Origin of the sequence: Pseudomonas wadenswilerensis (assembly GCF_024749185.1) — a bacterium.
GTDB lineage: Bacteria > Pseudomonadota > Gammaproteobacteria > Pseudomonadales > Pseudomonadaceae > Aquipseudomonas > Aquipseudomonas wadenswilerensis.
In genome coordinates this window covers 3,833,886-3,851,856 of the sequence record NZ_CP087191.1, presented here as the reverse complement: position 1 = coordinate 3,851,856, position 17,971 = coordinate 3,833,886, and the positions used below count along the sequence as shown (strand labels likewise).

Annotated in this window: 14 protein-coding genes; 11 read left to right on the top strand and 3 right to left on the bottom strand. The window is 62.8% G+C overall.

Going from position 1 to position 17,971, the window contains the following annotated elements; all coding sequences use genetic code 11:
• Positions 1–4: 4 nt before the first annotated feature.
• Positions 5–541 (bottom strand): retropepsin-like aspartic peptidase RloA, encoded by a 537-nt coding sequence (rloA, locus tag LOY45_RS17600; protein WP_026001282.1) that lies wholly within the window; start codon positions 539–541, stop codon positions 5–7.
• 293 nt (positions 542–834) lie between these two features.
• On the opposite strand from rloA, the gene LOY45_RS17595 reads away from it, so the two are divergent.
• The 7 genes from LOY45_RS17595 (at position 835) to LOY45_RS17565 (ending at position 10,460) form a co-directional block, all read left to right on the top strand.
• On the top strand, positions 835–1,545 hold the full coding sequence (locus LOY45_RS17595) for a GntR family transcriptional regulator (protein WP_045194728.1): 711 nt from the start codon (positions 835–837) through the stop codon (positions 1,543–1,545).
• A complete protein-coding gene (gene prpB / locus LOY45_RS17590) occupies positions 1,542–2,432 on the top strand; it encodes a methylisocitrate lyase (protein ID WP_010222526.1) in 891 nt (296 codons plus the stop codon). Before LOY45_RS17595 ends, prpB begins: the two co-directional genes overlap by 4 nt.
• 76 nt (positions 2,433–2,508) lie before the next feature.
• Complete coding sequence (gene prpC / locus LOY45_RS17585) at positions 2,509–3,636, top strand: bifunctional 2-methylcitrate synthase/citrate synthase (RefSeq protein WP_115086190.1); 1,128 nt, start codon at positions 2,509–2,511, stop codon at positions 3,634–3,636.
• A gap of 179 nt (positions 3,637–3,815) precedes the next feature.
• On the top strand, positions 3,816–6,407 hold the full coding sequence (acnD, locus tag LOY45_RS17580) for a Fe/S-dependent 2-methylisocitrate dehydratase AcnD (protein ID WP_134061973.1): 2,592 nt from the start codon (positions 3,816–3,818) through the stop codon (positions 6,405–6,407).
• Between the two features lie 163 nt (positions 6,408–6,570).
• The gene (prpF, locus tag LOY45_RS17575; protein ID WP_258578108.1) at positions 6,571–7,761 is read left to right on the top strand and encodes a 2-methylaconitate cis-trans isomerase PrpF; all 1,191 of its coding nucleotides are present in this window, start codon (positions 6,571–6,573) and stop codon (positions 7,759–7,761) included.
• 51 nt (positions 7,762–7,812) lie between these two features.
• The gene (prpD, locus tag LOY45_RS17570) at positions 7,813–9,297 is read left to right on the top strand and encodes a 2-methylcitrate dehydratase (protein WP_258578107.1); all 1,485 of its coding nucleotides are present in this window, start codon (positions 7,813–7,815) and stop codon (positions 9,295–9,297) included.
• Positions 9,298–9,530: 233 nt separating this feature from the next.
• On the top strand, positions 9,531–10,460 hold the full coding sequence (locus LOY45_RS17565) for an IS110 family RNA-guided transposase (RefSeq protein WP_258578010.1): 930 nt from the start codon (positions 9,531–9,533) through the stop codon (positions 10,458–10,460).
• Positions 10,461–10,594: 134 nt separating this feature from the next.
• Here LOY45_RS17565 and acnB read toward each other — a convergent pair whose 3' ends face one another.
• On the bottom strand, positions 10,595–13,204 hold the full coding sequence (acnB, locus tag LOY45_RS17560; RefSeq protein WP_166675671.1) for a bifunctional aconitate hydratase 2/2-methylisocitrate dehydratase: 2,610 nt from the start codon (positions 13,202–13,204) through the stop codon (positions 10,595–10,597).
• Between the two features lie 406 nt (positions 13,205–13,610).
• Between acnB and LOY45_RS17555 the strand changes: the two genes are divergently transcribed.
• Entirely contained in the window at positions 13,611–14,078 is a 468-nt protein-coding gene (locus tag LOY45_RS17555) for a DUF1289 domain-containing protein (protein WP_134061979.1), read from the top strand.
• 98 nt (positions 14,079–14,176) lie between these two features.
• Here the strand turns inward: LOY45_RS17555 and LOY45_RS17550 are convergent, their stop codons facing one another.
• Positions 14,177–15,040 (bottom strand): universal stress protein, encoded by an 864-nt coding sequence (locus LOY45_RS17550; protein WP_134061981.1) that lies wholly within the window; start codon positions 15,038–15,040, stop codon positions 14,177–14,179.
• Positions 15,041–15,198: 158 nt separating this feature from the next.
• On the opposite strand from LOY45_RS17550, the gene LOY45_RS17545 reads away from it, so the two are divergent.
• From LOY45_RS17545 to LOY45_RS17535, 3 genes are all read left to right on the top strand, one after another.
• Entirely contained in the window at positions 15,199–15,804 is a 606-nt protein-coding gene (locus LOY45_RS17545; protein ID WP_115086198.1) for a MiaE family protein, read from the top strand.
• Positions 15,805–16,031: 227 nt separating this feature from the next.
• Positions 16,032–16,505, top strand: coding sequence for a MarR family winged helix-turn-helix transcriptional regulator (locus LOY45_RS17540; protein ID WP_115086199.1), 474 nt, complete (start codon positions 16,032–16,034; stop codon positions 16,503–16,505).
• On the top strand, positions 16,502–17,968 hold the full coding sequence (locus LOY45_RS17535; RefSeq protein ID WP_258578106.1) for an efflux transporter outer membrane subunit: 1,467 nt from the start codon (positions 16,502–16,504) through the stop codon (positions 17,966–17,968). The genes LOY45_RS17540 and LOY45_RS17535 overlap by 4 nt, the downstream gene beginning before the upstream one ends.
• The last annotated feature ends 3 nt before the right edge of the window (positions 17,969–17,971 follow it).

Below are 17,971 nucleotides of genomic sequence, written 5' to 3'. Positions count from 1 at the left end.
AGGATTACTCTGCGGTGTGAGCGTCAGTGGCGCAGGCGGGTTTGCCGGCAGCGTATTTAAGGCTTGGATCGACCAGCGCGTCGAAGTGCTTGAGGGCCTCGGAGCCGATCAGCAGCGGATACTGGAACGCGCTGCGGTCGGTCAGGTTCACTTCGATGCTGCGCAGGGCCGTACCCATGCAGATGTTCATGGCAATCACCGGACGGGCGGTATAGGCCTTGCCTTCGTCCGGGTCGTAATCACCGGCGCGTCGCTTGATCTTGCTGACGCGGGCCAGTGGTCGTTCTATCGGATGCGAGTGGGCAGCGTCAATTGCCAGGTAGAAGCGCACCCAGGACTCACCGTTGCGCTTGAAGCGCTTGATGTCGCGGGCACTGAGCGAGGCGGTCTTGGCCCCGGTGTCGAGTTTGGCCGCCACTTCCAGGTCGATATCGGCCAGGCGGGCGTATTCATTAAGGCCGTACACGGTCTTTTCCGCGGCCTGGCCCAGGGCCGGCAACAGACAGAGGCTGAACAACAGTGGGAGGGGCGTAAGTCTCATAAATCCTGGCGCGGTGCTGTGCGATGTTCGGGTCAAGGCCACTGGCAGTACTGCGCAAGCATCCTCGTTTACCTGGCACCTGCATGAACAGATGACAGACACACTATTCGTGCCCCGTCGGGAGGCGCGGCATTCTATCACGCTGGTGTGCTGGCGCCAGCGGCTGCACTCAGACAACAGCGGGGACCTTGAAGTTCGTTCTTAGACGATTGTCGACAATGTTGATTTTGTCTTTGACTATTCATGCTGGTTTGGCTAGTTTTGCCCTCATTGATTTATGAGGTGTCGACAATATGCTGGACACAGCCCAAGCCCCCGGCACAGTGGCAGACGACAGCGAAACCCTCTCGGAAAACGTCTTCCGGCGTATCCAGGCGGCTATCGTCAAAGGCGAGATCGCCCCCGGCAGCAAGATCTCCGAGCCTGAGCTGGCGCGCACCTACGGCATTAGCCGCGGGCCGCTGCGCGAGGCGATCCACCGCCTGGAAGGCCAGCGCCTGCTGGTGCGCGTGCCCCATGTCGGGGCACGGGTGGTGTCGCTCAGCCATGCCGAGCTGATCGAGCTGTACGAGATTCGCGAGTCCCTCGAAGGCATGGCCTGCCGCCTGGCCGCCGAGCGTATGAGCGTAGCCGAGATCGACGAGCTGCGCCGGGTGCTCGACACCCACGAGCGCGACGCCACCTTCCAGGCCGGCCTTGGCTATTACCAGCAGGAAGGCGATTTCGACTTCCATTACCGGATCATCCAGGGCAGCGGCAACCGCACCCTGGTGCAGATGCTCTGCGGCGAGCTGTATCAGCTGGTGCGCATGTATCGCATCCAGTTCTCCGCCACGCCCAACCGGCCACGCCAGGCGTTCGCCGAACACCACCGGATTCTCGATGCCATCGCCGACCGTGACGGTGAACTGGCCGAGCTCTTGATGCGCCGTCACATCGGCGCCTCCAAACGCAACATCGAGCGTCACTATCTGGACGCTACCAGCCCACGAGGTGAGTCATGAGTCAGAAAAGCAGTCCCGGCCAGCGCTTTCGCGATGCAGTTGCCGCCGAACACCCGTTGCAGGTGGTCGGTGCGATCAACGCCAACCACGCGCTGCTGGCCCAGCGTGCCGGTTTCAAGGCCATCTACCTGTCCGGTGGCGGCGTGGCCGCAGGCTCGCTGGGCCTGCCTGACCTGGGCATCAGCGGCCTGGACGACGTGCTGACCGACGTACGGCGCATCACCGATGTCTGCGACCTGCCGCTGCTGGTGGACGTCGATACCGGTTTTGGCTCCTCGGCGTTCAACGTTGCGCGTACCGTCAAGTCGATGATCAAGTTCGGCGCCGCCGCCATTCATATCGAAGACCAGGTCGGTGCCAAGCGCTGCGGCCACCGCCCGAACAAGGAAATCGTCTCCCAGCAGGAGATGGTCGACCGCATCAAGGCCGCCGTCGACGCCCGTACCGACGACAGCTTCGTGATCATGGCGCGTACCGACGCGCTGGCCGTCGAAGGCCTGGAAGCGGCCCTGGACCGTGCCGCCGCCTGCATCGAGGCCGGTGCCGACATGGTCTTCCCGGAAGCCATCACCGAGCTTTCGATGTACAAGACCTTCGCCGACCGGGTCAAAGCCCCGATCCTGGCCAACATCACCGAATTCGGCGCCACGCCGCTGTACACCACCGAAGAACTGGCTTCGGTCGATGTCTCGCTGGTGCTCTACCCGCTGTCGGCCTTCCGCGCCATGAACAAGGCTGCCGAAAACGTCTACACCGCGCTGCGTCGCGACGGCACGCAGAAAAACGTCATCGACACCATGCAGACTCGCATGGAGCTGTACGACGCCATCAACTACCACGTGTTCGAGCAGAAGCTCGACGCACTGTTCGCCCAGAAAAAGGGCTGAATGCCCGAGCCTGTAGGAGCGGGCTTGCCCCGCGATTAGCCAAGATTCCATAACAATTTCAAAAGTGGAGAAAGACATGGCCGAAGCAAAAGTACTCAGCGGTGCCGGCCTGCGTGGTCAAGTGGCCGGGCAAACCGCACTGTCGACCGTAGGGCTGGCCGGTGCCGGCCTGACCTATCGCGGTTATGACGTGCGCGACCTGGCCGAGCACGCGCTGTTTGAAGAAGTCGCCTACCTGCTGCTGTACGGCGAGCTGCCGAGCAAGGCGCAGTTGGCCGAGTACCAGCACAAGCTCAAGGCCCTGCGTGACCTGCCGCAAGCCCTGAAAGAAGTGCTCGAACGCATTCCGGCGAATGCTCACCCGATGGACGTCATGCGCACCGGTTGCTCGGTGCTCGGCACCCTGGAGCCGGAGCTGACCTTCGACCTGCAGCACGACAAGACCGACCGCCTGCTGGCGCTGTTCCCGGCGGTAATGTGCTACTGGTACCGCTTCACCCACGATGGCGTGCGCATCGACTGCACCAGCGATGAAGACACCATTGGCGGCCACTTCCTGCACCTGCTGCACGGCAAGAAGCCGAGCGAGCTGCACGTCAAGGTGATGAACGTCTCGCTGATCCTCTACGCCGAGCACGAGTTCAACGCCTCGACCTTCACCGCGCGGGTCTGTGCCTCGACCCTGTCCGATCTGTATTCCTGCGTCACCGCGGCCATCGGCTCGCTGCGCGGCCCGTTGCATGGCGGCGCCAACGAAGCGGCGATGGAGCTGATCGAGCGCTTCCAGAGCCCGCAGGAAGCGGTCACCGAGCTGCTGCAGATGCTGGCGCGCAAGGACAAGATCATGGGCTTCGGCCATGCGATCTACAAAGAGTCCGACCCGCGTAACGAAGTGATCAAGGCCTGGTCGAAGAAGCTGGCCGATGAGGTGGGCGACACTGTGCTGTACCCGGTGTCCGAAGCCATCGACAAGACCATGTGGGAGCAGAAGAAGCTGTTCCCCAACGCCGACTTCTACCATGCCTCGGCGTACCACTTCATGGGCATCCCGACCAAGCTGTTCACCCCGATCTTCGTCTGCTCGCGCCTGACCGGCTGGGCGGCGCATGTATTCGAGCAGCGTGCCAACAACCGCATCATCCGCCCGAGCGCCGAGTACACCGGCGTCGAACAGCGCAAGTTCGTGCCAATCGAACAACGCTGAGACTGGCTCACTGGGCCAGCACTGGAGCTTGTGCTGTTGTGGGAGCCGGCCTTGCCGGCGATGGAATCGACGCGGTGTCAGGTGCATCGCGCTGGCTGCATCGCTGGCAAAGCCAGCTCCCACAGGGTTCCGGGCTGGCCGCTGTGCCACCGACCTTACCGTGATTGAGTCCCTGTGCCATGAATAGTGAATTTCGCAAGAACCTGCCGGGCACTGGCCTGGATTATTTCGACGCCCGCGCGGCGGTCGATGCGATCAAGCCCGGCGCCTATGACCGTCTTCCTTATACCTCCCGCGTACTGGCGGAAAACCTGGTGCGCCGCTGCGATCCGGCCAGCCTCAATGCCTCGCTGGGCCAGCTGATCGAGCGCAAGCGCGACCTCGACTTCCCCTGGTTCCCGGCCCGCGTGGTGTGCCACGACATCCTTGGCCAGACCGCGCTGGTCGACCTCGCCGGCCTGCGCGACGCCATCGCCGAAGGTGGCGGTGACCCGGCCCAGGTCAACCCGGTGGTGCCGGTGCAGCTGATCGTCGACCACTCCCTGGCGGTGGAATGCGGTGGTTTCGACCCGCAGGCGTTCGAGAAGAACCGCGCCATCGAAGACCGCCGCAACGAAGACCGTTTCCACTTCATCAACTGGACCAAGAAGGCGTTCAAGAACGTCGACGTGATCCAGCCAGGCAACGGCATCATGCACCAGATCAACCTGGAGAAGATGTCGCCGGTGATCCATGCCGAGCGCGGTGTGGCCTACCCGGACACCTGTGTCGGCACCGACAGCCACACCCCGCACGTCGATGCCCTGGGCGTGATCGCCATCGGCGTCGGCGGCCTTGAAGCCGAGAACGTCATGCTCGGCCGCGCCTCGTGGATGCGCCTGCCGGAGATCGTCGGCGTCGAGCTCTCGGGCAAGCCGCAGCCGGGCATCACCGCCACTGACGTGGTGCTGGCCCTGACCGAATTCCTGCGCAAGGAAAAGGTGGTTGGCGCCTACCTGGAATTCTACGGCGAAGGTGCTCGCGCCCTGACCCTGGGCGACCGCGCGACCATCTCCAACATGGCCCCGGAATACGGCGCCACCGCGGCGATGTTCTCCATCGACCAGCAGACCATCGACTACCTCAAGCTCACCGGCCGTGAAGACGAGCAGGTCAAGCTGGTGGAAACCTACGCCAAGGTCGCCGGCCTGTGGTCCGACAGCCTGGCCAACGCCGAGTACGAGCGGGTGCTGCGCTTCGACCTGTCCAGCGTGGTGCGCAACATGGCCGGGCCATCCAACCCCCACGCCCGGGTCGCCACCAGCGACCTGTCGAGCAAAGGCATTGCCGGCCAGTGGGACGAAGTGCCGGGGCAAATGCCCGATGGCGCGGTGATCATCGCTGCGATCACCAGCTGCACCAACACCAGCAACCCGCGCAACGTGATTGCCGCCGGTTTGCTCGCACGCAACGCCAACAAGCTTGGCCTGGTGCGCAAGCCGTGGGTGAAATCGTCGCTGGCACCGGGCTCGAAAACCGTGGCCCTGTACCTGAAAGAGGCGGGCCTGGATGACGAGCTGGAGCAGCTCGGTTTCGGCATCGTCGCCTTTGCCTGCACCACCTGCAACGGTATGTCCGGTGCGCTTGATCCGGTCATCCAGCAAGAGATCATCGATCGCGACCTGTACGCCACCGCCGTGCTCTCGGGCAACCGCAACTTCGACGGTCGTATCCACCCGTACGCCAAGCAGGCGTTCCTGGCATCGCCGCCGCTGGTGGTGGCCTATGCGATTGCCGGCACCATCCGCTTCGACATCGAGAAGGACGTGCTGGGCGTGGTCGATGGCAAGGAAATCCGCCTGAAAGACATCTGGCCAAGCGACGAAGAGATCGACGCGGTGGTCAAGGCGGCGGTCAAGCCCGAGCAGTTCCGCCAGGTGTACATCCCGATGTTCGCCGTGCAGGAAGACACCGGGCCCAAGGTCACCCCGCTGTACGACTGGCGCCCGATGAGCACCTACATCCGCCGCCCGCCGTACTGGGAAGGCGCCCTGGCCGGCGAGCGCACGCTCAAGGGCATGCGCCCGCTGGCGGTGCTGCCGGACAACATCACCACCGACCACCTGTCGCCGTCCAACGCCATCATGCTCGACAGCGCGGCCGGTGAGTACCTGGCGAAAATGGGCCTGCCGGAGGAGGACTTCAACTCCTACGCGACCCACCGTGGCGACCACCTGACCGCGCAACGCGCAACCTTCGCCAACCCCAAACTGTTCAACGAAATGGTCCAGGAAGGCGGCAAGGTCAAGCAGGGTTCGCTGGCGCGCATCGAGCCGGAAGGCAAGGTCACCCGTATGTGGGAAGCGATCGAAACCTACATGCAGCGCAAGCAGCCGCTGATCATCGTTGCCGGTGCCGACTACGGCCAGGGCTCGTCCCGTGACTGGGCGGCCAAGGGCGTGCGCCTGGCCGGTGTCGAGGCCATCGTCGCCGAAGGCTTCGAGCGAATCCACCGCACCAACCTGGTGGGCATGGGCGTGTTGCCGCTGGAGTTCAAGCCGGGCGTCAACCGCAAGACCCTGGGCATCGACGGCACCGAAACCTTCGACGTGCTCGGCCAGCGCACCCCGCGGGCGACCCTGACCCTGGTTGTCACCCGGGCCAACGGCGAACGTGTCGAAGTGCCGGTGACCTGCCGCCTGGATACCGCCGAAGAAGTGTCGATCTACGAAGCCGGCGGGGTGCTGCAGCGCTTTGCCCAGGACTTCCTCGAATCGGCGGTAGCGGTTTGATGGGTTGAGGTACAGGCAACTTGCCCTCTGTGGGAGCTGGCTTGCCAGCGATGCCGGCACCGCGCAGTGCATAGACCGCGTCGATGCCATCGCCGGCAAGCCGGCTCCCACAGGGAAGGTGAATAGCCTGAAGATTGCTGAACGACAACAGGACAAGACCCCCATGGCTCACGTACCCCAGATCAAAATCCCCGCCACCTACATCCGTGGCGGCACCAGCAAGGGCGTTTTCTTCCGCCTCGACGACCTGCCGGAAAGCGCGCAGATCCCGGGCCCGGCCCGCGACGCGCTGCTGCTGCGGGTGATCGGCAGCCCCGACCCCTATGGCAAGCAGATCGACGGCATGGGCGGCGCGACGTCCAGTACCAGCAAAACCGTGATCCTTTCGCGCAGCATCAAGCCCGAGCACGATGTCGACTACCTGTTCGGCCAGGTCTCGATCGACACCGCGTTCGTCGACTGGAGCGGCAACTGCGGCAACCTCTCGGCAGCCGTCGGCTCGTTCGCCATCAGCGCCGGCCTGGTCGACAGCAGCCGCATCCCGCACAACGGCATGGCCGTGGTGCGCATCTGGCAGGCCAATATCGGCAAGACCATCATTGCCCATGTGCCGATCACCAATGGCGAAGTCCAGGAAACCGGCGACTTCGAACTGGACGGCGTAACCTTTCCGGCCGCCGAGGTGCAGCTCGAGTTCATGGACCCGGCCGCCGATGAAGACGGCGAGGGCGGCTCGATGTTCCCCACCGGCAACCTGGTCGACGACCTGGTGGTACCCGGTGTCGGCACGCTGAAGGCCACGCTGATCAATGCCGGCATTCCGACCATCTTCATCCAGGCCGAAGCCATCGGTTACACCGGCACCGAGCTGCAGGACGCGATCAACAGCGACCCGCAAGCCCTGGCCCGTTTCGAGACCATCCGTGCCTATGGCGCGGTGCGCATGGGCCTGATCGAGCATGTCGACGAAGCCGCCAAGCGCCAGCACACACCGAAAGTCGCCTTTGTCGCGCCACCGGCGGCCTATCAGTCATCCAGCGGTAAAGCCGTGGCCGCCAGCGACGTTGATCTATTGGTAAGGGCGCTGTCCATGGGCAAGTTGCACCACGCCATGATGGGCACTGCCGCCGTGGCCATCGGTACTGCCGCGGCAGTGCCTGGCACCCTGGTCAACCTCGCCGCCGGTGGTGGCGAGCGCACGGCCGTACGTTTCGGTCACCCCTCGGGCACCCTGCGCGTTGGCGCCGAAGCCCGGCAGGTGAACGGTGAGTGGACTGTCACCAAAGCAATCATGAGCCGTAGCGCTCGCGTACTGATGGAGGGCTGGGTACGGGTACCCGGTGATGCCTTCTAACCAGTAGCGGCGCTTGGCTCCCTGTTACCTACGTCAACAGAGAGATGTGAAATGAGTGCCAACGTTGATCTGAACAACCGCCCCGATTATGACCGGGTGCTGCAGGACATCGCTGATTACGTCCTGGGCTTCAAGGCCGAATCGCCGGAGGCGCTGGACACGGCGCGCAACTGCCTGATGGATACCCTGGGCTGCGGCCTGCTGGCGTTGCGCTTCCCCGAATGCACCAAGCACCTGGGGCCGCTGGTGGAGGGGACCGTGGTGCCGTTCGGCGCGCGGGTGCCGGGTACCAGCTACCGCCTGGACCCGGTCAAGGCCGCTTGGGACATCGGTTGTATCGTCCGTTGGCTCGACTACAACGACACCTGGCTGGCCGCCGAGTGGGGGCATCCCTCGGACAACCTCGGCGGCATCCTGGCCGTGGCCGATCACCTCTCGCAAAAACGTGTGGCCAATGGCGAAGCGCCCTTGAGCATGCGCGTGGTGCTTGAGGCGATGATCATGGCCCACGAGATCCAGGGTGTGATTGCCCTGGAAAACTCCTTCAACCGCGTCGGGCTGGACCATGTGCTGCTGGTCAAGGTCGCCTCGACGGCCGTGTGCGCCAAGCTCATGGGCGCCAATCGCGAACAGCTGCTGGCGGCACTTTCCCATGCCTTCGTCGACGGCCAGGCGCTGCGTACTTATCGCCATGCGCCGAATGCCGGCTCGCGCAAGTCCTGGGCGGCGGGCGATGCTTCCAGCCGTGGCGTGCGCCTGGCCGATATCGCCCTGCGTGGCGAGATGGGTATTCCCGGGGTGCTGAGCGCGCCGCAGTGGGGCTTTTATGATGTGCTGTTCAGTCACACCAACAAGGACCTGGCGCTCAAGCCTGAAGACAAGCGCGCCTTCAGCCTGACGCAGAAATACGCCAGCTACGTGATGGAAAACATGCTGTTCAAGATCAGCTTCCCTGCCGAATTCCATGCCCAGACCGCCTGTGAGGCGGCGGTGATTCTGCACCCGCAGGTGCGCAACCGCCTGCATGAAATCGAGCGTATTGTCATTACCACCCATGAATCGGCGATCCGCATCATCTCCAAGGTCGGCACCCTGGCCAATGCCGCCGACCGCGATCACTGCCTCCAGTACATGACCGCCGTGCCGCTGATTTTCGGCAACCTGGTGGCCGAACAATACGAAGATGATTTCCATGCCGCGCACCCGATCATCGACCGCCTGCGCGAGAAGATGGATATCGTCGAAGAGCCGCGTTATACCCGTGAATACCTGGAGGCCGACAAGCGTTCGATCGCCAATGCCGTGCAGGTGTTTTTCAATGACGGTTCGAGCACCGAGCAGGTGGTGGTGGAGTACCCGATTGGCCATCGTCGCCGTCGGGCCGAGGGGATCCCATTGCTGGAAGAGAAGTTCAAGGCCAACCTGGCGACGCGTTTTACCGGGCAGCGCAGCGCCGAGATCTTTGCCTTGTGCAAAGACCAGGCGGCGCTTGAGGCGGCGGCGGTGCAGCGGTTTGTGGATTTGTTCGTGATCTGAAGGGCCTCATCGCCGGCAACGCCGGCTTGTGTCTTGAGGTAGGAATAGAATCAGAAGTGAGAGCGGTGAATGGCAAGCTGTACGCCGGTAGTGCTTAAAGCACGTGTGGGAGCAAAGCTGCCATTCACCTCTCCACTCTGGCCCGAGCCCGAACAGTTGATTGAGCGCCTCTCGAATCACAAGCGTGGGCCAAGCCAGAGCGCTCTCACAACTGAGTGTAAGAGGGTTCAGCCATGTTGTCTTCTGTTGGAATCGACACTGCCAAAGCCACTTTGGAAATCTGCATCAAACCTCAGAAAATCCGCTTCGAAGTGGCCAACAACTCCGCAGGCTTCGAGGCGTTGCTTGAGCGTCTGAAGGACTTCAAGATCAGTCGAGTGCTGATCGAAGCGACAGGCGGCTACGAGAAAGATGTGTTGATCGCCCTGGCCTCAGCAGGACTGGAAACCATCTGCATCAACCCAGCCCGTGCCCGGAAATTCGCCGATGCCATGGGTAAAAAAGCCAAAACCGACAAGATCGACGCCGAAGTCCTTGCGGACTTCGCTGCACACCTCAGCGTTCCTCAAAGCCAACCGATCAGCCCGGAACGCGAAGAGCTGCGCGAGTTGGTGAAGCAGCGCGCCCAATTTGTGCAGAGCCGTGATGACTACAAACGGCGTCGCCTGCAATGCCGCTCGGCAATGGCGATGGCCCACTTTGATGAGCACATAGAACACCTGAAAGTGCTGATCAAACGCCTCGACGAAGAAATTGACCAGGCGATGGTGCAACTGGACGATACCAGGGCGAGTCAGTTGTTGGCGGTGAGCGGAATCGGTCGGGTAACCGCCGCAAATCTGCTCGCCTCACTGCCTGAACTGGGGCAGTTGGACCGCCGTCAGATCGCCGCGCTGGTGGGCGTAGCGCCTTACAACAACGATAGTGGTAGCCATCGAGGGCACCGCCAGATATGGGGTGGTCGGGCCCATGTAAGGCGAGTGCTGTACATGTCGAGCTGGATCATCATCCGTCACAACACAGAATTTAAAGCACGCTACGAAGCACTTCGGGCACGTGGCAAGTGCGCCAAGGTGGCACTCGTAGCTTGCATGCGGGTGCTGATCGTCAGGCTGAATGCAATGCTGCGGGACAATACCCCTTGGCGAGTGCAAACAGCCTGATCAAGACAGTTGCTCCCACAGTGGTCCTGTGTAGACATTCCCTGTGGGAGCTGGCCTTGCCAGCGATGGCCTGCAAAGCAGGCCCAATAAAAAGCCCCGCCAATTGGCGGGGCTTTTTTTCACGCTAAGTCAGCTTACGCTTGAACAACCGGGATCTTGGCGTTCGCAGCCGCTTCACGGAACTCGGCGATCTGGTCGAAGCTCAGGTAGCGGTAAACGTCGGCAGCCATGCTGTCGATGTTCTTCGCGTACTCCATATACTCTTCGACGGTTGGCAGCTTGCCCAGGATCGAGGCAACAGCGGCCAGCTCGGCAGACGCCAGGTAGACGTTGGCACCATCACCCAGACGGTTCGGGAAGTTACGGGTCGAAGTCGACACAACGGTCGAGTTCGCTGCAACACGTGCCTGGTTACCCATGCACAGCGAGCAGCCCGGCATTTCCATGCGCGCGCCAGCCTTGCCGTAGATGCCGTAGTAGCCTTCTTCGGTCAGCTGGTGAGCGTCCATCTTGGTTGGCGGCGACAGCCACAGACGGGTCGGGATCGAGCCTTTGACCTTGTCCAGCAGCTTGCCGGCAGCGCGGAAGTGACCAATGTTGGTCATGCACGAACCGATGAACACTTCGTCGATCTTCTCGCCCTGTACGGAGGAGAGCAGACGGGCGTCGTCCGGGTCGTTCGGGGCGCAGAGCACAGGCTCTTTGACGTCGGCCAGGTCGATCTCGATGATCTCGGCGTATTCGGCGTCCTTGTCGGCAGCCAGCAGCTGCGGGTTGGCCAGCCAGGCTTCCATCGCTTGGGCGCGACGTTCCATGGTGCGGGCATCGCCGTAGCCTTCGCTGATCATCCAGCGCAGCAGGGTGATGTTCGACTTCAGGTACTCGGCAACGGCTTTTTCTGGCAGCTTGATGGTGCAACCGGCAGCCGAACGTTCAGCCGAGGCGTCAGACAGTTCGAACGCTTGCTCGACGGTCAGCTCGTCCAGGCCTTCGATTTCCAGGATGCGGCCGGAGAAGGCGTTGATCTTGCCTTTCTTCTCGACGGTCAGCAGGCCTTTCTGGATGCCGTAGTAAGGGATGGCGTGGACCAGGTCACGCAGGGTGATGCCCGGTTGCAGTTTGCCCTTGAAGCGCACCAGTACCGACTCCGGCATGTCCAGCGGCATGACGCCGGTGGCAGCGGCGAAGGCGACCAGGCCGGAACCGGCCGGGAACGAGATGCCGATCGGGAAGCGGGTGTGCGAGTCACCACCGGTACCGACGGTGTCCGGCAGCAGCATGCGGTTCAGCCAGCTGTGGATGATGCCGTCGCCTGGACGCAGGGACACGCCGCCACGGGTGCGGATGAAATCCGGCAGGGTGTGGTGGGTGGTGACGTCGATCGGCTTCGGATAGGCCGCGGTGTGGCAGAACGACTGCATGACCAGGTCGGCGGAGAAGCCCAGGCACGCCAGGTCTTTCAGCTCGTCGCGGGTCATCGGGCCAGTGGTGTCCTGGGAGCCGACGGTGGTCATCTTCGGTTCGCAGTAGGTGCCTGGACGCACGCCTTTGCCTTCCGGCAGGCCGCAGGCTTTACCGACCATCTTCTGTGCCAGGGTGTAGCCCTTGCCGGTGTCGACAGGTGCTTCAGGCAGCTTGAACAGGTCGGTTGGGCCCAGGCCCAGCTCGGCACGGGCTTTCTCGGTCAGGCCACGGCCGACGATCAGCGGGATACGGCCGCCAGCGCGGACTTCGTCGAGCAGCACCGGGGTCTTCAGTTCGAAGGTGGTGATGACGTCTTCGGTGCCGTGCTTGCAGACTTTGCCGGCGTGCGGGTAGACGTCGATGACGTCGCCCATGTTCAGGTTCGACACGTCGAACTCGATCGGCAGGGCGCCGGCGTCTTCCATGGTGTTGTAGAAGATCGGGGCGATTTTCGAGCCGAAGCAGAAGCCGCCAGCACGCTTGTTCGGTACGTACGGGATGTCGTCGCCGAAGAACCACAGTACCGAGTTGGTCGCGGACTTACGCGAAGAACCGGTACCGACCACGTCGCCGACGTAGGCAACCGGGAAGCCCTTGGCTTTGACTTCTTCGATCTGCTTGAGCGGGCCGATGGCGCCTTGTTGCTCAGGCACGATGCCGTCACGGGCCATTTTCAGCATGGCCAGGGCGTGCAGCGGGATGTCTGGGCGCGACCAGGCGTCCGGGGCAGGGGACAGGTCGTCGGTGTTGGTTTCGCCAGGGACCTTGAACACGGTCAGGCTGTACTTGTCAGCGATGGCTGGCTTGCTGGTGAACCACTCACCGGCGGCCCAGGAATCCAGCACGGCCTTGGCGTGGGCATTGCCCGCCTTGGCTTTTTCGGCGACGTCGTGGAACGCATCGAACATCAGCAGGGTGTGCTTGAGCTGTTCGGCGGCGACAGGGGCCAGTTCGGCGTTGTCCAGCAGCTCGACCATGGTGGCGATGTTGTAGCCGCCCTGCATGGTGCCCAGCAGCTCAACGGCGCGCTTCTTGTCGATCAGCGGGGAGTTGGCTTCGCCTTTGGCGACGGCGGAAAGGAAGCCGGCCTTGACGTAGGCGGCTTCGTCCACTCCTGGTGGAACGCGGTTGGTGATCAGGTCGACGAGGACTGCTTCTTCGCCAGCAGGGGGATTCTTCAGCAGCTCGACCAGGCCTGCGGTTTGTTCGGCGTTAAGCGGCTGGGGCACGATACCCTGGGCGGCACGCTCTTCGATGTGTTTGCGGTAGGCTTCAAGCACAGTTATTACCCTCATCAGTGGTCCCAAATGGGTGTCCGGGACGCTCATCCAGAAATTCCGGCACCCGTGCGCAATACGGCTTCTTGGGCCGCGTAGCCAGGGTTGCAGGAAATCCTTACAGAAGCTGCTTTCAAAGTTTTACGCCTGTAGAACGGAGGCTGATGAGGGCTGGCGCGGGACATGCGCTTGACGAATATCCCGGGCCAACGCCGTTCTACCGGATGAACTGTGCTCGTGACGCTTTGAAAACAGCTTCTAACGGACATTGCTGCCTTAAAAAGGCCGGATGATTCTACGGTAAAAAGTCGATAAAGGTAAGGCGCGCTGGATGACTTTAGCGGGTGACCCTCGTTAGACAAAGGGCTAACATGGCAGCCTGTTCCACCGCCAAACTGTCGATTTTTTCATGTCCAATCAGTCAATTAAAACGCCTTGTGTCGGCCTCTGCTCCACGGTTTACGGGGACTTGGTGTGCCGTGGCTGCAAGCGTTTTCACCATGAAGTGATCAACTGGAACGGCTACAACGAAGACGAAAAGCGTGCGGTGTGGCTGCGCCTGGAGCAATTGCTGGTGCAGGTCATGGTGGCCAAACTTGAAGTCTTTGATGCCACGCGCCTGCGCGAGCAACTGGAGCTGCGCAAGATCCGCTTCGTGCCGCACCAGTCCGAATATTGCTGGGCGTATCAACTGATTGCCCGCGGGGCGCGGGTGATCCGTGAGCTGGAGGCTTACGGCATGGTGTTGTTGCCGGAGTTTCGTGACTGGGAACTGCCCGAGTTGCGCGATGCCATTGATCGGGAATTCTTCTTGCTGTCCGAGGCCCATTACCAGCGCTATATCGCGCCGGGGTTTCTCAAGGATGCCTTGGGCTAAAAGCCGGGGCTGCTTTGCAGCCCATCGCTGGCAAGCCAGCTCCCACAAGATCAGTGCATGCAATCCCTGTGGGAGCTGGCTTGCCAGCGATGAGGCCCTCAGCTTTGTGCCAGTTCCGTCAGGTGCACCTTAACTTCCTCGGTCTTGAGCACCAGCACATCGCACTCCAGCGCATCCAGCACCACCTCGGCGGTGTTGCCGATCAGCGCGCCGGAAATCCCGGTACGGGCCACGGTACCGATCACCGTCACCACCGCGTCGTACTTGCTCGCCGTATAGGGGATCAGCACATCCGCCGGGCCTTCGGCGACATGCAGGTGCTCATCGCTGATGTCGAACTCGGCCTGGAACGCCGCGCATTCCTCGCGGTACTTGCGTTCGATGGTGTCCTTGAGCTGGTACACCGGGTCTGCCGCTGACAGCATCGGCGACGGATGGGCGCTGATCACATGCAGCTCGCCCTTGGCCAGGCTGGTAATCGCGTAGCCATGGTCGATGATGCTGGTGTGCAGCAGGCGATGGGCCTCGTCGTGGTTGCCGACATCCACCGCGGCGAGGATCACTCCGCCAGTCCACGGCCGCTCGGTCTTGACCATCAGCACCGCGCACGGGCACTGGCGCAGCAGCTTCCAGTCGCTGGGGGTGAGCAGGGCGCGCTTGAGCGGGTTGTCCGGGCGATGTTCCTTGATCACCAGCTCGCAGCCTTCGGCCTGCTGCACGTCGATGATCGACTCGTGCAGGGAGTCGTGCCAGGCCTGCTCATGGGTCACGTTATCGTAGCCGTCATCATGCAGCTGGCTGGCCAGCAGGCTGAGCAGCGCGCTGTGGTCCTGTCTCTTGTCGCACATCAGCAGGTGCAGGCGCGCGCCGGTGACCCCGGCGATCAGTTTGGCCCGGGTCAGCGCCCGGCTGTGCGCGTGTTCGGGATCAAGTACCACCAGGATGCTGCGTACTTCTAGCATGAGCGTGAACTCCCTTCATAAATGGCGGCCAATGCCTGACTATAGTCGGCGCCAACTGCAATGGGCGTTGATATGTATCAAGCATAGTTCACTGGTGATCGGCGCTGCTGCCGGTATAATCGCCGGTCTTGCCGTTTGCCCTGCCTGTTTGTGAGCCTATGTCCCTTATTCCCGAAATCGAAGCCTTCCTTGGTTGCCGTACCCCTGACGCCTGGGTCCAGGCGGCGCTTGCCGACCAGGAGACCCTGCTGATCGATCACAAGAACTGCGAGTTCAAGGCCGCCAGCACCGCGCTGAGCTTGATGGCCAAGTACAACACGCACCTGGACCTGATCAACATGATGTCGCGCCTGGCCCGTGAAGAGCTGGTGCACCACGAGCAGGTGCTGCGCCTGATGAAACGGCGCAAGATTGCCCTGCGTCCGTTGTCGGCCGGGCGCTATGCCTCGGGCCTGCGCCGGGTGGTGCGGACCCATGAGCCGGTGAAACTGGTGGACACCCTGGTCGTCGGTGCCTTTATTGAAGCGCGCAGTTGCGAGCGCTTTGCCGCACTGGTGCCGCACCTGGACGAAGAGCTGGGCAAGTTCTATCACGGCCTGCTCAACAGCGAGGCGCGGCATTACCAGGGTTACCTGAAGCTCGCCCATCAGTACGGTGATGCGGCGGATATCGAACGGGTGGTGGAGAAGGTCAGGGCGGTCGAGGCCGAACTGATCAGCAGCCCGGATGAAGAGTTTCGCTTTCACAGTGGCGTGCCTGCCTGACTGACCTGCTTTGAATGGGGGCTGCCTTGCAGCCCATCGCTGGCAACGCCAGCTCCCACAATAGTGCTGCGTGCACTGAACCACTGTGGGAGCAGGCGTTGCCGGCGATGGGCTGCGACGCAGCCCCTTTTGTCGTGAAAATAATAAGCAAGCTAATTAATGCCTTGACGTTAGCTGCCTAAGCAGTAACATTGTGTAACTTACTGCCTAAGCAGGTATCTCCGTCCATGCAGCATTACACCCCGGAAAACTTCCAGAACTGCACCCTCGGCATGCTTCTGGGCCGCGCCGCGCTGGTCAAAGACCGCATCATCGACAGCCACATGCAGCCCTACGGCGTTACCGCTGCGCAGTTCAAGGTGCTGATCATCGTCGCCCAGTACGGCGTCGACACCCCGGCCGAGCTGTGTCGCTACCTGTCGGTAGACAGCGGTTCGATGACGCGCATGCTCGACCGTCTCGAACAGAAAGACCTGATCATCCGCCGCCGTTGCCCTGACGACCGTCGGCAAATTCGTCTGGAACTGAGCGAAGACGGCCAGAAGCTCGCCGACCAGTTGCCGCAGATCGGCGCAGCAGCGATGAACGAGCTGGTGGGCGTGCTCGAGCCGAGCGAGCTGGCTACCCTCGAAGCCATCCTGACCAAGGTGCTGCTGGCTTCCGGCGACACCCTGACGGCCATGCGTGTAGGTGCCAAATGAGCGCCAGACCCTTGCGTGCCGGCCTGAGCCTGCTGGTGCTGGCCCTGACCCTGGCCGGTTGCGCCAGCTACCGTGGCCTGCACACCGAAGCCAGCAGCATTAACGCTGCAGGGTTGAACGCCGCGCAGACCCTGAACGGCGTCAAACTGTCGCCCGCCGCCTGGCCGAAAAGCGACTGGTGGACCCAGTTGGGCGATCCACAGCTCGACGGCCTGATCCGTGAAGCCCTGCAGGACAGCCCTGATATGCAGATCGCCAGCGCCCGTGCCCACCAGGCCAACGCTGCGGCCTATGCCGCCGATGCTGCACGCACGCCGACCCTGGATGCCGAGGCCAGCGTCAGCCGTTCGCGCCTGGCTCGCGACCAGGACCCGAGCGGGCAGGGCGGCAGCTACTCGACCCTGCGCAGCCTCGGTGTCGACTTCAATTACACCTTCGACCTCTGGGGTGGCCAGCGTGATGCCTGGGAAGCTGCCCTGGGCGAAGCCCGCGCCGCCGAGATCGACCGCCAGGCCGCGAGCCTGACCCTCGCTGCCGATGTCGCCCGCGCCTACAGCCAGCTGGGCCAGGCCTATATCGTCCATGACCTGACCCAGGACGACCTCAAGCGCACCCGGCAGATGCTCGAACTGGGCCAGCGCCGCCTGGCCTCGGGCATCGACAGTACCTACCAGTACCAGCAGACCGAAAGCCTGGCGGCCAGCTCCGAAGAGCAGGCGATCAACGCCGGGAAACAACTGCGCAGCGCCCAGATCGCCCTGGCGGTACTGCTTGGCAAAGGCCCGGATCGCGGTGGCCAGATCAGCCGCCCGGCCGTGCTCAAGCCTGGCGCCGTGGCCTTGCCTTCAGCCTTGCCGGCCGAGCTGCTCGGGCGTCGCCCGGACCTGGTGGCCGCACGCTGGCGGGTCGAGGCGGCAAGCAAGGAGATCGACGCCAGCAAGACCCGCTTCTACCCCAACCTCAACCTCAGTGCCGCCGCTGGCACTCAGGCGCTGTTGGGCGATGCGATCTTCGGTGCGCCGAGCCGCTTCTTCAATATTGCCCCGGCGGTGTCGCTGCCGATCTTCGATGGAGGCCGCCTGCGCGCCGACCTCGATGCCCGCGACGCCGACTACGACCTGGCCGTGGCCCAGTACAACAAACGCCTGGTCAGTGCCCTCGGCGAGGTCAGCGACAGCATTGACCAGTTGCATGCCCTGGGCCGGCAGATCGTCGCCAAGCAGCACGCCACCGACATCGCCCAGCAGTCCTACGACACGGTGATGCAGCGCTACGGCTCCGGCATCGGCAACTACCTCGATGTACTCAGCGTCGAGCAGCAGCTGCTCCAGGCCCAGCGCCAACTGGCCGAGCTCAATGCCGAACAGATCGACATGTCGATCCAGCTGATGCAAGCCCTGGGTGGTGGTTTCCAGGGCGACACCCAGGCAGCCGCGCTGCCTTCGACTTCACGTATTCACTAAGCC

What these genes read in the sequence shown, in the direction of transcription:
- prpB (WP_010222526.1), top strand. Translation starts at nt 1,542, where the DNA reads ATGAGTCAGAAAAGCAGTCCCGGCCAGCGCTTTCGCGATGCAGTTGCC.
- prpD (WP_258578107.1), top strand. Translation starts at nt 7,813, where the DNA reads ATGAGTGCCAACGTTGATCTGAACAACCGCCCCGATTATGACCGGGTG.
- LOY45_RS17555 (WP_134061979.1), top strand. Translation starts at nt 13,611, where the DNA reads ATGTCCAATCAGTCAATTAAAACGCCTTGTGTCGGCCTCTGCTCCACG.
- acnD (WP_134061973.1), top strand. Translation starts at nt 3,816, where the DNA reads ATGAATAGTGAATTTCGCAAGAACCTGCCGGGCACTGGCCTGGATTAT.
- LOY45_RS17545 (WP_115086198.1), top strand. Translation starts at nt 15,199, where the DNA reads ATGTCCCTTATTCCCGAAATCGAAGCCTTCCTTGGTTGCCGTACCCCT.
- rloA (WP_026001282.1), bottom strand. Translation starts at nt 541, where the DNA reads ATGAGACTTACGCCCCTCCCACTGTTGTTCAGCCTCTGTCTGTTGCCG.
- LOY45_RS17595 (WP_045194728.1), top strand. Translation starts at nt 835, where the DNA reads ATGCTGGACACAGCCCAAGCCCCCGGCACAGTGGCAGACGACAGCGAA.
- LOY45_RS17565 (WP_258578010.1), top strand. Translation starts at nt 9,531, where the DNA reads ATGTTGTCTTCTGTTGGAATCGACACTGCCAAAGCCACTTTGGAAATC.
- LOY45_RS17535 (WP_258578106.1), top strand. Translation starts at nt 16,502, where the DNA reads ATGAGCGCCAGACCCTTGCGTGCCGGCCTGAGCCTGCTGGTGCTGGCC.
- prpF (WP_258578108.1), top strand. Translation starts at nt 6,571, where the DNA reads ATGGCTCACGTACCCCAGATCAAAATCCCCGCCACCTACATCCGTGGC.
- prpC (WP_115086190.1), top strand. Translation starts at nt 2,509, where the DNA reads ATGGCCGAAGCAAAAGTACTCAGCGGTGCCGGCCTGCGTGGTCAAGTG.
- LOY45_RS17540 (WP_115086199.1), top strand. Translation starts at nt 16,032, where the DNA reads ATGCAGCATTACACCCCGGAAAACTTCCAGAACTGCACCCTCGGCATG.
- LOY45_RS17550 (WP_134061981.1), bottom strand. Translation starts at nt 15,040, where the DNA reads ATGCTAGAAGTACGCAGCATCCTGGTGGTACTTGATCCCGAACACGCG.